The sequence below is a fragment of the Streptomyces sp. MNU76 genome (assembly GCF_020982545.1).
In the GTDB taxonomy this organism is placed as follows: Bacteria; Actinomycetota; Actinomycetes; order Streptomycetales; family Streptomycetaceae; genus Streptomyces.
In genome coordinates this window covers 1-15,056 of the sequence record NZ_JAJKLK010000031.1, presented here as the reverse complement: position 1 = coordinate 15,056, position 15,056 = coordinate 1, and the positions used below count along the sequence as shown (strand labels likewise).

Sequence of the window (15,056 nt, the reverse complement as noted above, 5' to 3'; positions counted from 1 at the left end):
CGCGCAGGGTGAACGTCCCCGCACGGGACGTCAGCCCGGACAGACGAGGGGCCGGCCGGAGAACGCACTCTCCGAACCGGCCCCGACGCGTATCCGCGGACGACTACTCCGCGTAAGCGTCCAACGGCGGGCAGGAGCAGACGAGGTTCCGGTCACCGAAGGCCTGGTCGATCCGGCGCACCGGCGGCCAGTACTTGTCGGCGGGCGAGACCCCGGCCGGGAAGACCGCCTCCGCACGGGTGTAGGCGTGCTCCCACTCCCCGCCGAGCGCGGCCGCCGTGTGCGGCGCGTTGCGCAGCGGGTTGTCGTCCGCCGGCCACTCGCCCGAGGCGACCTTCTCGATCTCCGCACGAATGGCGATCATCGCGTCGCAGAACCGGTCCAGCTCACCGAGGTCCTCCGACTCGGTCGGCTCGATCATCAGCGTCCCGGCCACCGGGAACGACATCGTCGGCGCATGGAAGCCGTAGTCGATCAGCCGCTTGGCGATGTCGTCGACGCTCACCCCGGTCGCCTTGGCCAGCGGCCGCAGGTCGACGATGCACTCGTGCGCCACGAGCCCGCCGGGACCGGTGTAGAGCACCGGGTAGTGCGGCTCCAGCCGCTTGGCGATGTAGTTGGCGCTGAGCACCGCCACCTGAGTGGCCCGCTTGAGCCCCTCGCCGCCCATGAGCCGGACGTACGCCCACGAGATGGGCAGGATGCCCGCCGAGCCCCACGGCGCCGCAGAGATCGGGCCCACACCCGTCTCCGGACCGGCCGCGGGCTGCAACGGGTGGTTGGGCAGGAACGGCGCCAGGTGCTCGCGCACCGCCACCGGCCCGACGCCCGGACCGCCGCCGCCGTGCGGGATGCAGAACGTCTTGTGCAGGTTCAGGTGCGAGACGTCGCCGCCGAAGTGTCCCGGCTTGGCGAGCCCCACCAGCGCGTTGAGGTTGGCCCCGTCGACGTAGACCTGCCCACCGGCGTCGTGCACCTGCGCGCAGATGCCGGCCACGTGCTCCTCGAACACACCGTGCGTCGACGGGTACGTGATCATCAGCACGGACAGCTCGTCACGGTACTGCTCGATCTTCGCCCGCAGGTCCTCGACGTCGATCTCGCCGTCCTCGGCGGTCTTCACGACGACGACCTTCATCCCGGCCATCACGGCGCTCGCCGCGTTGGTGCCGTGCGCGGAGGACGGGATGAGACACACGGTCCGCTGCGCGTCGCCGTTGGCCCGGTGGTAGCCGCGCACGGCCAGCAGCCCGGCCAGCTCGCCCTGCGAGCCGGCGTTCGGCTGCAGCGACACCTTGTCGTACCCGGTGGCCTCTGCCAGGCGCTCCTCCAGCTCACGGATGAGCGTGAGGTACCCCTGCGCCTGCCCGGCGGGCGCGAACGGGTGCAGCTGCCCGAACTCCGGCCAGGTCACCGGCTCCATCTCGGTGGTCGCGTTGAGCTTCATCGTGCAGGAGCCCAGCGGGATCATGCCCCGGTCCAGCGCGTAGTCCCGGTCGGCGAGCCGGCGCAGATAGCGCAGCATCGCGGTCTCGGAGCGGTACTCGTGGAACACCGGGTGCGTGAGGTAGTCGTCCGACCGCAGCAACGCCTCGGGCAGCGTGTCGTCGGCGGCGGCGTCCAGAGCCTCGGCATCCCCCTCCACCCCGAACGCGGTCCACACGGCGCCGAGCTGCGCCCGGGTGGTGGTCTCGTCGCAGGAGATCGACACCAGGTCGGCGTCCACCGGGTGCAGGTTCACGCCATGTTCCCGCGCCGCCGCCACGACCTCACCGGCCCGCCCGGGCACCCGCACGGTGAGCGTGTCGAAGTACGCGCCGTGCACGACCTCGATGCCACCGGCGGCGAGCCCCGCGGCGAGCACGGTGGCGTACCGGTGCGTACGCCGGGCGATGGTCCGCAGCCCCTCCGGCCCGTGGTAGACGGCGTACATCCCGGCCATCACGGCGAGCAGCACCTGAGCCGTACAGATGTTGCTGGTCGCCTTCTCCCGGCGGATGTGCTGCTCCCGCGTCTGCAGGGCGAGCCGGTACGCCTTGTGTCCGTCCGCGTCCACGGAGACGCCCACGAGCCGCCCGGGCAGGCTGCGCGCGAACTTCTCCTGTACGGCCATGTAGCCCGCGTGCGGACCGCCGAAGCCCATCGGCACACCGAACCGCTGTGTCGTGCCCACCGCGATGTCGGCACCCAGCTCACCGGGCGACGCCAGCAGCGTGAGGGCGAGCAGGTCGGCGGCGACGGTGACCAGCGCGCCGAGCTGGTGCGCCTGCTCGACGACCGGCTTCAGATCGCGTACGGCACCGGAGGCGCCGGGGTACTGAAGCAGCACCCCGTTGATCTCCCGCTCGGCGATGTCGGCCGGGATCCCCTCGCTCAGGTCCGCGACGACGACCTCGACCCCGGTCGGTTCGGCACGGGTCTGGATCACGGCGATCGTCTGCGGCAGCGCGTCCGCGTCGACGAGGAAGAGCCCCTTCTTGTTCTTCCCCATGCGCCGGGACAGCGCCATCGCCTCGGCGGCGGCGGTGCCCTCGTCGAGCAGGGAGGCCCCGGAGGTGGGCAGCCCGGTCAGTTCGGCGACGACCGTCTGGAAATTGAGCAGTGCCTCCAGGCGCCCCTGGGAGATCTCGGGCTGATACGGCGTGTAGGCGGTGTACCAGGCCGGGTTCTCCATGACGTTGCGCAGGATGACGGGCGGCGTGAAGGTCCCGTAGTACCCGAGCCCGATCATCGACCCGAGCACCTGGTTGCGGTCCGCCAGCGAACGCAGCTCCGCCAGTACCTCGGCCTCGGTGCGGGCGCCCGGCAGATCGAGCGCCTCGGCGTTCTTGATCACATCGGGCACCGCGGCGGCCGTCAGCTCGTCGAGCGAGCCGTACCCGACGTGCGCGAGCATCTTGGCCCGGGCCTCGACGTCCGGGCCGATGTGGCGCCGCTCGAAGGGGATTCCCTGTTCGAGCTCGGAGAGCGGAATGCGATGGGCGGTCATTACGGAGGCCTCCTGGTCTGACACGACCTTCGAGGGACACCACGGCACGGGTGCCCGGACGGCCTCCCCCTCTGTCATCTCAACCTGAGAGCTTCACCGGTCCTGGTTCGGGCCGGTTTTCACCGTCGGTGAGAGCGGGAGCCGTGACACCCGCTCTGCTTTCCAGAGTGACCTCGTCCGTGCGGTACGTGGGCCTGAGAGATTCCGGGGAGGATTTGCTCCTTCGGCGCCTCCGGATGGTGTCCGGAGGACTCTCCCGCACGGGGTCAACAGCCGCTGCCAGCGTATCAGCGCGGTCAACGCACTCACCTTCGAGTGGCCGCCGCCCCCGATGTGCCTTTTCGTAGTCATGAGACACGATGTGCGACTGTTCTGCGACCACATGGAGGGCCCGTGCAGACCGACATCGATCCGCGCAACCTGATCGGCCGCAAGGCGTTCGACCGCAGGGGCAGCAAGATCGGCACCGTGGACGAGGTCTACCTCGACGACGCCACCGGCATCCCCGAGTGGGCGGCGATACGCATGGGCTTCTTCGGCCGCGACGCTTTCGTCCCCCTGGAGCCCAGCGAACTGGTCGAGGGCACCCTCCGCGTTCCCTTCGAACGCTCCCTCATCAAGGACGCCCCCGACTTCGGCGTGGGCCGCCACCTCTCCCCGGAACAGGAACTCCAGCTCTACCACCACTACGGCCTGGACACGGCCCCACCCCACCCATGGACCACGACTTCGGCAACACAGCAGGCAAGGACGACACCTGACCCCGCCCCTCCCCGAGCCGACCATCCGCCCGGCCCTCCCCGAGCGGCCACCCGACTGACCGGCACGGGCCCTCCCGGGCCGACCACCCCGGCCCTCTCGCGAGCCAGCGCCCTCTGAGTCCCAGCCCGCCCCTGATCCCCGCCGCGACGGCGCTCAGCCCCGGCGGCGCGGCCCGGCAATGCCCACCCTACTCAGCCCCGCACCCCACCCGGCACCAACGGCAACGGCTCAGCCGGTTCCAGCTCCGGATCGTCGGTCCGGAACGTCCGCACACGCCCGGGCTCCACGTCGTCCGGCGTCTCGAACCGCACGGTCACCCGCCCCAGCCCACTCCCTGCACCCACCCGTGCCCGTACTCGGCATGCCGCACATCGTGCCCGGCTCTCCACTGCCGCTCCCCACCCGCACGCTCCTCGACAGCGGGCGCATCCACAGCTACCCCGGCGGCCCCGGCGTCGTCCTGGACAGGACCCACCTCCCCGGCCGCCTGCGCGAACAGGTCCTCCTGCGTGTAGTCGGCGAGACCGCTGACGCCCACCCCCAGCAGCCGCACACCACCTGTCGTGTCCACGGCCTCGAGCAGTCGACCCGCGGCCTCCCGCACCACCGTGGGGTCGTCCGTGGGCCCCCGCAACGTCTCGGACCGGGTCAGCGTCGAGAAGTCGTACCGCCGCACCTTCAGCACGATCGTCCGCCCCGACAGCCCGGCCCCCCGCAGCCTCCGCACACACCGGTCCGCGAGCCGCTGCACCTCCATCCGCACCCGCACCCGGTCATGGATGTCGACGTCGTACGTGTCCTCCACCGACACCGACTTGGTGTCCCGCTCGGCCACGACCGCGCGGTCGTCCCGCGCCAGCGCCATCGCGTACAGCCCGTGCCCGTGCGCCTTGCCCAGCAGCCGGACGATCTCGTCCTCCCCGGCCTCCACGATCTCCCCGACCGTGGTGATCCCGGCCCGCCGCAGATGGTCCCCGGTCGCCGGCCCCACGCCCGGCAGGATCCGTACGGACATCGGCCCCAACAACGCCCGCTCGGTCCCGGGCTCGATCAACACCAGCCCGTCCGGCTTGGCCTGCTCGGAAGCGATCTTCGCGAGCATCTTGGAGGCCGCGAGCCCCACGGAGCCGGTGAGCGCGGTCACCGCCCGTATGTCCGCCCGCAACCGCACCCCCACCAGCCGCGCGGACTCCTCGTCCCAGGCCGCTCCTCCGGCCTCCAGGTCCACGAACGCCTCGTCCAGGCTCAACGGCTCCACCAGTGGAGACAGATCCCGCAACAGCCCCATGACCTGATCGCTGATCGCCCGGTAGAACGTGAAGCGCGGCGTGAGATACGCGGCGTTGGGAGCGAGCCGACGCGCCTGCGCCATCGGCATCGCCGAGTGCACCCCGAAGACCCGCGCCTCGTACGAGGCGGTCGCGACCACTCCCCGGGGCCCCAACCCGCCGACCACAACGGCTTTCCCGCGCAGACTCGGCTTGGACGCCTGCTCCGCCGAGGCATAGAAGGCATCCATGTCGAGATGCAGAATCGTTGGCGCGGTTCTCACATGTCCGATGCTGCCCTACGCCACTGACAATGCCCCATACCTCGCGTGGACGGCGGCACCGCTGCTCACATCGCCGGACCCCTCGGCCGGCCTCTCAGACCGCCCGGTTGCGTCGCCGCGCGAGCTCGTCCGACGGGTTGTGTCCCACGAGTGTCTCCCCGGTGTCGACCCGTTCTCCGTGCAGCTGGGAGAGAGCGCTTTCCACATCACGCCAAACGACCCCCACGGCGATCCCGAAGACCCCCTGGCCGCCCTGGAGCAGGGCGTGGACCTCGTCGGGCGAGGTGCACTCGTAGACCGTCGCCCCGTCGCTCATCAGCGTCATCCGCTCCAGATCACTGAAGCCCCGCTCCCTCAGGTGCTGGACTGCGGTGCGGATGTTCTGCAGCGACACCCCCGTGTCGAGGAACCGTTTCACGATCTTGAGGACGACGACGTCCCGGAAGCTGTAGAGGCGCTGTGTCCCGGAGCCCTGCGCGGAGCGCACACTCGGCTCCACGAGACCGGTGCGGGCCCAGTAGTCGAGCTGCCGGTAGGTGATGCCGGCCGCCGCGCACGCGGTGGGACCCCGGTAGCCGACGTTCTCATGCGGCTCGGACGCCGCCTCTGCGCTGTCCTGCACGACCGCGGGCCGCTGCGGGACGTGACCGGCCGCGCTGCTGTGAAGCTGGTACGGGCCGCTGTCCCCCAGCCTGCGTCCGGGGGCACCCCCAGCCGTACCGTCGCCGCTGCTTCTCACGCCGACCTCCGTCCTTGACCTGCCTATCGACGGTAGGCAGCCACCAGGGGTGCGTCAACGACCACCGCACTCGCCACGCCGAGTGATAATCACCCTGAGAGTGGTTTCGCGTGCCCTCCCGCGGGGAAAGGCTAGCCGAATGCACTCCGGCGGAGCCGACTGACGGCACACAGTTCCCCGGCACGTGCGGACCCCCGCTCGGACGCCCTCAGAGCAGCAATGCCCCGCCACCTGGATACATGCACGGACATCGCGACGGGCGGCGTCGAGATCGCACGGCCTCGCACCACCGCCCACCCGGCTCACTGACTGTTCGTACCGAAGTCCTCGGGCGAGATCTGGTCGAGGAACTCGCGGAACTTCTCCACCTCGTCCTCCTGCTCGTCCGGGATCGCGATGCCCGCGTCGTCGAGTACCCCGTCACTGCCGAAGATCGGCGTACCGGTACGCAACGCCAGCGCTATGGCGTCGGACGGCCGCGCACTCACCTCGACCCCACTGGCGAACACCAGCTCCGCGTAGAAGACGCCCTCACGCAGGTCGGTGATGCGCACTTCCGTGAGCTCCTGGCCGACGGCCTCCAGCACATCCTTGAACAGGTCGTGGGTCAGCGGCCGCGCGGGGGCCATGCCCTGCTGGGCGAAAGCGATCGCCGTCGCCTCCCCCGGCCCGATCCAGATGGGGAGGTAACGATCGCCTCCCACTTCGCGCAGGAGCACGATCGGTTGGTTGGAGGGCATCTCGACCCGGACACCTACGACATCGAGCTCGTTCACACAGCAACCCTAGGCCGTGCTCGGGATGTTTGGGTAGTCGGGCACAGATCGGCTGCCCGATCCGCCACAGGCGAACACCGCGCCTCAGCGGATTCGAACGCCCAGCGCGCTGCGCACCAGAGCCGCGTGCAGCTTCACCGTGAGCCCTGCCAGCTCCCGCGTGCGGTCCTCCGCATGGGCCCTGGTCTGCGGATTGCGATGCAGACGCAGCGGCGCCACCACCTGATCCACGAGCCCCGCCTCGCGATCCGCGGCGGCCCGCATCACCCTCAGATGCCGTGGCTCGATACCGAACCGCCCCAGTTCGACCACAAGCGTGGCGACGGTGAGGGTCTCGGCCTCGTACGAACCGTCCGGCAGCGCGGCCACCAGCCCGTACGACTCCCACTCCGTCAGCTGCTCCTCGCCGATCCCGGCGCCGGCCAGAAGCTCATCGCGCCCGATCCGGGCCGCCGGCGCCTCCTCCGGCTCCCCGAAGAACTCGCTCAGGCGCTCTCCGTCGCCCACGTCACGCTGACGCCCCACGGACGGCAGCCGTACGTCCTCGCCCCGCTCCAGGGCCTCCAGATGCTCGCGGATCACCTTGAGCGGCAGATAGTGGTCCCGCTGCATCCTGAGAACGTGCCCCAGGCGCTCGACGTCCTCGGCGCTGAACTTGCGATACCCCGAGGGGGTCCGCTGCGGCTCGATGAGCCCCTCCGACTCCAGGAAACGGATCTTGGAGATGGTTACCTCGGGGAACTCCTCGCGCAGTGCGTTCAGCACCGTGCCGATGCTCACTAGGCCACTGTCCGCGGCGGCGGTGCCGTGGTCGGCACCACCGCTCGTTGTTCGAAGCATGGACCTTCCCTGGGGTCCCCCCGGACGCGGTCCGGGGGAGGGTCAGTAGCCCCGCTGGCTCGCGTAGAAGACCAGCCGGTACTTGCCGATCTGCACCTCGTCGCCGTTGTGCAGGGCGACCTGGTCGATCCGCTCACGATTGACGTACGTGCCGTTCAGGCTGCCGACGTCAGCGACCGTGAACGAGCCGTCCTGGCCCCGGCGGAACTCCACATGGCGACGCGACACGGTCACGTCGTCCAGGAAGATGTCGCTCTGCGGGTGGCGGCCGGCCGTGGTCAGATCGCCGTCCAGCAGGAAGCGGCTGCCCGCGTTCGGGCCGCGACGCACGACGAGGAGTGCCGAGCCGAGCGGGAGCGCGTCGACGGCGGCCTGGGCCTCGGGAGAAAGCGCCGGCAGCTGGGTCTGGCCGGTGACCTCGGAGTCATAGGCCTCGAGGCCGGAGATGGAGATCGTGGAGGTCGTCTCGGACGGACGCTCGGGAGTCGCGCCGGCCCGCAGCGGAGCACCGCAGTTCGAGCAGAAGCGACTGTTCTCCGCGTTGCGGTTACCGCACCTCGTACACACCAGGGCCGACATCGACGGATCCTCCTGCCGCGGCTGCCCCGCCGGGGCATTGGACGCATACGGGTCTGAAGCGAAACCTCCACCCGTACCTGAGGTTGACGGATCCCCGAAACCTATGCGGCCTGACTGGGCAGGGTCAACAGACGGCGCGCCCTGACCTCCGGAAATGTCACCTCCCGGACCAGCGATCTGGTCCCGGAACATGGGGCGCTCACCGCCCTGGCCCTCCGCCTCCGAAGGCTGCGCGCGATGGCGGGAGGTCGCGTTGTCGCTGCCCTCTCGCGCGCTCTTGCCGAACAACTTCGCAAACAACTTCACGGGCGATTCCCCTTGACCGAAACAGACCCGCCCGTGGGGCAGGACGAACCCTGACTGAACACACCGGCCGAGCCGGACAACCTCACAACGTCCGTACCCACCGGACAGTTTCCACCACGCACCACCCATTCGGTGCGCCGACCCCCCGCAACCTCATGCCCTCGCCGGACGGGCCCCATGCACCTGCGGTTCACTGGGAGGACGACCGAGCGTAGTCAGGCCGCTTCGCCGCTCGCAAGGCGTCCACGACGATCTTCTCCGCCCGCCGCACGGTCACGGTGGCCTGCTCCTTCTCCAGTGTCTGCACCACTCCTCCGGGGATGTTCAGTGCGGGCTCGAGGTCCTGCGGGTTGCCGATGACCTTGAAACGAAACGGCTGGGTGATCTTGTTCCCGTCGACACTGATTCCGTCGTCGGAATCAGTCAGATACGTGCTGGCCACGACCCTCACACCGTTCACCTGGATCGCCTCCGCACCGGCCGCGCGCAGCTCCTGGATCGCGTCGAGCAACATGTCCGCCTCGACCGTCCCCTTCGTGTCGTCGATCGTCAGTGTGATGCCGGGCCCCTGCGCCGCCACCGTGCCCGCCAGAATTCCGAGTTGCCGCTCCTTCTCGACCGTCTGCTTGCGCGCCTCCTCAGCCTGGTCCGAGCTGTTCTCCAGCTCGGTGCGCTGATCCTCCAGACCCTGCTTCTCCTCCTCCAGACGCTGCGTACGGTCATCCAGTTCATCCAGGATGCGAACGAGGTCCTCCTGGCGTGCTCCGCGCAGCGCGCTGTCGTCGTTGGTGGAGGCCACCTGGATGGCCAGCCCGAAGCCGAGGCCGAACAGCAGCAGGGCCACGATGAGTTGGGCACGGGTGAAGCGCGGCGGCCACAGCCCCTGGGCCAGCCGCTGCCGCCCGGTCAGCCTGTTCTTCTCCTCCTGAGGTGCCTCACCGGGCTCCTCGATGGCCGTGGGGGCCATGGGGGCCACTTCCTGCGGAAGTTCCCGGCGCAGCCGGGTCGTGGGCGCGTCGTCCTCTCCCGCACCGGGAGTCGGCTTCGGATCGGGCGTGCGGTCCTGGTCGCTCATCGGCCTCACGCCCGGAACACGTGCCGGCGGATCGCCGCGGCGTTGGAGAAGATGCGGATGCCGAGAACGACCACGACGCCCGTGGACAGCTGGGCGCCGACGCCCAACTTGTCACCGAGGAAGACGATCAGGGCGGCCACGACCACGTTCGACAGGAACGACACGACGAAGACCTTGTCGTCGAAGATGCCGTCCAGCATCGCGCGCAGACCACCGAAGACGGCGTCCAGCGCCGCCACCACGGCGATGGGGAGATACGGCTCTACCACCGCCGGTACCTCGGGCCGGACCAACAGTCCGGCCACGACTCCGAGGACGAGGCCGAGTACGGCGATCACGATGTGCCCTTCTCTGTGCTGGGTTCTGCTGTTCGTACGATCACGCTCGGCGCAGCCGGCACCTTGAGGTCGTCCTCGACGGAAATGCTCGTGCGGATGCCGAAGTTCTCCTGGAGGGCATGCAGGTACAGCCCGTCGGGGCTGTTCTGGAACCTGGTACTCAGCCGCTGCCCGTCCCCCACCGCGAGGACCGTGTACGGCGGTGCCAGGGGCTTGTTGTCGACCAGTATCGCGTCGCCCGCGGCCCTGATCGCCGACAGCGCGGTGAGCCGCTGGCCGTTGACCGAGATGGCTTCGGCGCCGGACTCCCACAGCCCGTTGACGACCCGCTGCATGTCACGGTCCCGCACACGGCCCGTGTCCGAGAACCCGGAGGTCTCCCGCGGGTCTCCGTCACCGCCCTGACCGGCGCCCTTGGAGTCGTTGACGACGAGGCGGACTCCGGGGCCGTGCACCTCGACGGCGCCCGACAGGATGCCCATCAGGTCGTTCCCGTCGCTGCCGCCGTCGTCCTTGAGGGCTTTGCGCTGGCGTGCGCTCACGTCGTCCCGGAGATCGTCCACGGAGTCCTCGAGCTCGTCCGCGGCGGCGGTCTCCTCCTGGATGCGGTCGATGAGCTCCTCGCGCTCCTTGGCGACCACGGGCGCGCTGATGCGCGCCTGCGCGGCACCCACCGTCACCACCAGGGCGGCGAGGACCAGACCGACCGCGAGTCCCAGCTTGGCCCGCACCGTCTTCGGCATGCCCGCGGTGCCCGCGGCCTTCTTGCGGGCGGCGGCCTCGGCGTATCCGGCGTCGAGGCTGTGGTCCATGACGTTGTTGAGCAGCGACATGGAGGCGTCCGGACGCGACGGGCGCGCGGGTGTGCTCCGAACGGGGGGCTGCTGCGGCATGCCGCACATCGTCGCACGTCGCGACCACTACCTCCGAATGGCCCCACCGGCGTGCCGGACAGGCCCCGTTGGGGGCACTTGTCCGGCACGCGCGCGTGCGAGGTCGATCAGCGGCCGGCGCTGTCCACGACCGCCGCCCACTCGTCCAGCAGGGCCTGCGCCGAGGCGTCGTCGGGCCCCTCGGCCCACAGATGCGTGACGGCTTCGGCGGGGTCCGGCAGGACCATGACCCACCGCCCGTCGGTCTCCACGACCCGCACCCCGTCGGTGGTGTCCACGAAACGGTCCCCGGCCGCCTCCACGACCCGCCGCATCACCAGGCCCTTGACGGCCCACGGAGTGGCGAGATCCCGCTTCAGGACGTGCGCCCGTGGAATCCGCGCGTCGATCTGGCTGAGCGTGAGCTGCGTGCGCGCCACCAACCCGATGAGCCGTACGAAGGCCGCCGTCCCGTCGAAGACGCTGCTGAACTCCGGCACGATGAAACCGCCGCGCCCGTCGCCGCCGAAGATGGTCGTCTCGTCCCCGCCGACCCGCGTGAGGTCGTCGGGCGAGGTGGTCGTCCACTCGACCTGCGTGCCGTGGTACGCGGCGACCTGCTCGCCGATCCTGGTGGTGGTGACAGGGAGGGCGACCCGTCCGCTCCGCCGTTCGGCGGCCACCAGGTCGAGCATGACCAGCAGGGCCCGGTCGTCCTCGACGATCCGGCCCTTCTCGTCGACGAGCGACAGCCGTTCACCGACAGGGTCGAACCGGACGCCGAACGCGGCCCGCGAGGACGCGACGATCTCGCCCAGTCGCACCAGACCGGAGCGCCTCATGTCGCCCGTCTCCGTCGGGCGCGACTCGTCGAGGCCCGGGTTGATCGTCAGCGAGTCGACACCCAGCTTGCCGAGCAGACTCGGCAGCACCAGGCCGGCGCTGCCGTTGGACGCGTCCACGACGACCTTGAGCCCCGACTCGGCGATCCCGGTGGTGTCGACGTTGCGGAGCAACGACCCGGTGTACGAGTCGAACACGCTGGCCGGGAAGTGCAGGTCCCCGATCTCGCCCGGGAACGCGCGCCTGTACTCCTGCCGCGCGAACACCCGGTCCAGCTTGCGCTGGCTGGCCTGCGACAGGTCGGCGCCCTGCCCGTCGAAGAACATGATGTCGACGGAGTCGGGAACGCCCGGTGTCGTCCGGATCATGATCCCGCCGGCGCTGCCCCGGGCGGTCTGCTGCCGAGCCACCGGCAGCGGGACGTTCTCCAGGTCCCGTACGTCGATGGCGCTGGCCTGCAGCGCCGAGATGACCGCCCGCTTCAGCGCGCGGGCGCCTCGGGAGTGGTCGCGGGCGGTGGTGACCGTGGAACCCTTCTTGAGGGTCGTGGCATAGGCTCCCGCGAGCCTCACGGCCAGCTCGGGGGTGATCTCCACGTTCAGGATGCCGGAGACGCCCCGGGCACCGAACAGGTGGGCCTGCCCTCGGGATTCCCAGATCACCGAGGTGTTGACGAAAGCACCGGCCTCGATCGTCTTGAAGGGGTAGACGCGCACGTTCCCCTGGATGATCGATTCTTCGCCGACGAGACACTCGTCGCCGATCACCGCGCCGTCCTCGATCCGCGCGGCGCGCATGATGTCGGTGTTCTTTCCGACCACGCAGCCACGCAAATTGCTGTGCTGCCCGATGTAGACGTTGTCGTGGACCACGGCCTTGTGCAGAAAGGCCCCGCTCTTGACGACGACGTTCGAGCCCACGACCGTGTGCTCGCGGATTTCGGCGCCGGCTTCCACCTTGGCGTAGTCCCCGATGTACAGCGGCCCGCGCAGCACGGCGTCGGGGTGTACTTCGGCGCCTTCGGCGATCCACACACCGGGCGAGAGCTCGAACCCGTCGATCTCGACGTCGACCTTGCCCTCCAGCACGTCGGCCTGAGCCTTCACATAGCTCTCGTGCGTGCCGACGTCCTCCCAGTAGCCCTCGGCGACATAGCCGTAGACCGGCTTGCCCTCCTTCATCAGCTGCGGGAAGACATCGCCGGACCAGTCGACGGGAACGTCTGCCTCGACGTAGTCGAAGACCTCGGGCTCCATCACATAGATGCCCGTGTTGACGGTGTCGGAGAAGACCTGGCCCCAGGTGGGCTTCTCCAGGAATCGCTCGACCTTGCCTTCCTCGTCCACGATCGTGATACCGAATTCCAACGGATTCGGCACCCGAGTCAGACAGACGGTGACCAGCGCACCCTTTTCCTTGTGGAAATTGATGAGCTCGGTGAGGTCGAAGTCGGTGAGGGCATCCCCGGAGATGACGAGGAAGGCATCGTCCTTCAGCGCCTCCTCGGCGTTCTTGACGCTCCCGGCGGTACCGAGTGGCTTCTCCTCGTTGGCATAGGAGAGCTCCATCCCGAGCTCCTCGCCGTCCCCGAAGTAGTTCTTGACGAGTGACGCCAGGAACTGAACAGTAACGACGGTCTCGTTGAGCCCATGCCTTTTGAGCAGCCGCAGTACGTGCTCCATGATCGGGCGGTTCGCCACGGGCAGGAGCGGTTTGGGCATGCTCGAGGTCATGGGGCGAAGGCGTGTGCCTTCGCCTCCGGCCATCACGACGGCCTTCATGTCGGAAGCGTCCTCCTTGAAGAGACGGTCTAGCCGACTTCACCCGTCCAGATTGTCCCGCACTTTTCCGACGCGGGCCATCGAGCCACTAACGGCCGCCCACTGGGCGGGCTCAATCGGCCATGGCGTCCGCACTGACGAGTCGGCGGACCTGAACCACGTAGAGGATCCCTGCCCACCAGTACAGCGTTGTACCCCATCCGGCGAACGCCCATCCGAAAATAGCAGCGAGTGACGAGATCCATCCGCTTCCGTCACTGAGCAGCAGCAACGGGAAGGCATACATCAGGTTGAACGTAGCCGCCTTGCCGAGGAAGTTCACCTGGGGCGGCGGATAGCCGTGCCGTCTGAGGATGGCCACCATCACCAGCAGAACCAGCTCACGCAGGAGCAGTACAGCGGTCAACCACAAGGGCAGAATCTCGCGCCAGGTGAGCCCCACGAGAGTGGACAGGATGTACAACCTGTCAGCCGCGGGATCGAGAAGCCGGCCGAGGCTGCTGATCTGGTTCCAGCGTCGGGCCAGCATGCCGTCCAGATAGTCACTGACGCCGCTGAGAGCGAGCACCAGGAGCGCCCAGCCGTCGACTTTGGGGCCGCCGAACTCCGGCCAGAGAATCAGCCACAGGAAGACGGGAACGCCAACGAGCCGCGCCATGCTGAGGATGTTCGGGATGGTGAGGACCCGGTCCGTCTGGACCCGTGTCTCCTGGACCTCCACCCGGGTGCCTCCTGGGGGAAAATGAGCCAACGATGCCCCCTGACCCTACCTCAACGCAAAAAAGCTCTGGCTCCTGGGCTTGTGTGCCCAAGAGCCAGAGCTCTAAAAGGAGTTCGGCGGCGTCCTACTCTCCCACAGGGTCCCCCCTGCAGTACCATCGGCGCTGTAAGGCTTAGCTTCCGGGTTCGGAATGTAACCGGGCGTTTCCCTCACGCTATGACCACCGAAACACTATGAAACTATGAATACCGCACCATCCCTCGTGACCATGAGAAATGGGGTTGTTCGTGGTTTCAGAACCAACACAGTGGACGCGAGCAACTGAGGACAAGCCCTCGGCCTATTAGTACCAGTCAACTCCACCCGTTACCAGGCTTCCATATCTGGCCTATCAACCCAGTCGTCTACTGGGAGCCTTAACCCCTCATGGGGGTGGGAGTCCTCATCTCGAAGCAGGCTTCCCGCTTAGATGCTTTCAGCGGTTATCCCTCCCGAACGTAGCCAACCAGCCATGCCCTTGGCAGAACAACTGGCACACCAGAGGTTCGTCCGTCCCGGTCCTCTCGTACTAGGGACAGCCCTCTCAAGACTCCTACGCGCACAGCGGATAGGGACCGAACTGTCTCACGACGTTCTAAACCCAGCTCGCGTACCGCTTTAATGGGCGAACAGCCCAACCCTTGGGACCGACTCCAGCCCCAGGATGCGACGAGCCGACATCGAGGTGCCAAACCATCCCGTCGATATGGACTCTTGGGGAAGATCAGCCTGTTATCCCCGGGGTACCTTTTATCCGTTGAGCGACGGCGCTTCCACAAGCCACCGCCGGATCACTAGTCCCGACTTTCGTCCCTGCTCGACCCGTCGGTCTCACAGTCAAGCC

The 15,056-nt window shown here is 68.6% G+C and carries 10 protein-coding genes, 2 rRNA genes, 2 pseudogenes and 1 riboswitch; of the genes and pseudogenes, 1 reads left to right on the top strand and 13 read right to left on the bottom strand.

Annotation, left to right across the window (positions count from 1 at the left end; translation table 11 throughout):
* Nucleotides 1–103 precede the first annotated feature (103 nt).
* Nucleotides 104–2,989 carry an aminomethyl-transferring glycine dehydrogenase gene (gene gcvP, locus E4N62_RS45580; protein ID WP_230224258.1) on the bottom strand — a complete coding sequence of 962 codons (2,886 nt, stop codon included), beginning with the start codon at nucleotides 2,987–2,989 and terminating at the stop codon, nucleotides 104–106.
* Between the two features lie 172 nt (nucleotides 2,990–3,161).
* Nucleotides 3,162–3,258, bottom strand: a riboswitch (glycine riboswitch).
* A 124-nt stretch (nucleotides 3,259–3,382) separates the two neighbouring features.
* Between gcvP and E4N62_RS45575 the strand changes: the two are divergent.
* A pseudogene (locus tag E4N62_RS45575) lies at nucleotides 3,383–3,750 on the top strand (PRC-barrel domain-containing protein).
* Between the two features lie 192 nt (nucleotides 3,751–3,942).
* On the opposite strand, the pseudogene E4N62_RS45570 reads toward E4N62_RS45575, so the two are convergent.
* The 12 genes and pseudogenes from E4N62_RS45570 to E4N62_RS45515 all read right to left on the bottom strand — a co-directional run.
* A pseudogene (locus E4N62_RS45570) lies at nucleotides 3,943–5,303 on the bottom strand (DNA polymerase IV).
* A gap of 94 nt (nucleotides 5,304–5,397) precedes the next feature.
* Nucleotides 5,398–5,925, bottom strand: coding sequence for a MerR family transcriptional regulator (locus E4N62_RS45565; protein ID WP_374117277.1), 528 nt, complete (start codon nucleotides 5,923–5,925; stop codon nucleotides 5,398–5,400).
* Nucleotides 5,926–6,344: 419 nt separating this feature from the next.
* Nucleotides 6,345–6,818 (bottom strand): bifunctional nuclease family protein, encoded by a 474-nt coding sequence (locus E4N62_RS45560; protein ID WP_005475662.1) that lies wholly within the window; start codon nucleotides 6,816–6,818, stop codon nucleotides 6,345–6,347.
* Between the two features lie 84 nt (nucleotides 6,819–6,902).
* The gene (locus E4N62_RS45555; RefSeq protein ID WP_230224256.1) at nucleotides 6,903–7,658 is read right to left on the bottom strand and encodes a MerR family transcriptional regulator; all 756 of its coding nucleotides are present in this window, start codon (nucleotides 7,656–7,658) and stop codon (nucleotides 6,903–6,905) included.
* A gap of 42 nt (nucleotides 7,659–7,700) precedes the next feature.
* The gene (locus E4N62_RS45550; RefSeq protein ID WP_230224255.1) at nucleotides 7,701–8,672 is read right to left on the bottom strand and encodes an FHA domain-containing protein; all 972 of its coding nucleotides are present in this window, start codon (nucleotides 8,670–8,672) and stop codon (nucleotides 7,701–7,703) included.
* Between the two features lie 61 nt (nucleotides 8,673–8,733).
* Nucleotides 8,734–9,618: a DUF881 domain-containing protein gene (locus E4N62_RS45545; protein ID WP_230224254.1), complete on the bottom strand. Its 885-nt coding sequence runs from the start codon at nucleotides 9,616–9,618 to the stop codon at nucleotides 8,734–8,736.
* Nucleotides 9,619–9,623: 5 nt separating this feature from the next.
* On the bottom strand, nucleotides 9,624–9,956 hold the full coding sequence (locus E4N62_RS45540) for a small basic family protein (protein ID WP_009343209.1): 333 nt from the start codon (nucleotides 9,954–9,956) through the stop codon (nucleotides 9,624–9,626).
* Nucleotides 9,953–10,858, bottom strand: coding sequence for a DUF881 domain-containing protein (locus E4N62_RS45535; protein WP_230224253.1), 906 nt, complete (start codon nucleotides 10,856–10,858; stop codon nucleotides 9,953–9,955). Before E4N62_RS45535 ends, E4N62_RS45540 begins: the two co-directional genes overlap by 4 nt.
* A 98-nt stretch (nucleotides 10,859–10,956) precedes the next feature.
* On the bottom strand, nucleotides 10,957–13,452 hold the full coding sequence (locus E4N62_RS45530) for a mannose-1-phosphate guanyltransferase (protein ID WP_184896552.1): 2,496 nt from the start codon (nucleotides 13,450–13,452) through the stop codon (nucleotides 10,957–10,959).
* Nucleotides 13,453–13,564: 112 nt separating this feature from the next.
* The gene (locus E4N62_RS45525) at nucleotides 13,565–14,173 is read right to left on the bottom strand and encodes a CDP-alcohol phosphatidyltransferase family protein (RefSeq protein ID WP_230224252.1); all 609 of its coding nucleotides are present in this window, start codon (nucleotides 14,171–14,173) and stop codon (nucleotides 13,565–13,567) included.
* A 111-nt stretch (nucleotides 14,174–14,284) separates the two neighbouring features.
* A 5S ribosomal RNA gene (gene rrf / locus E4N62_RS45520) occupies nucleotides 14,285–14,401 on the bottom strand.
* 95 nt (nucleotides 14,402–14,496) lie between these two features.
* Nucleotides 14,497–15,056, bottom strand: a 23S ribosomal RNA gene (locus E4N62_RS45515); the annotation flags it as partial.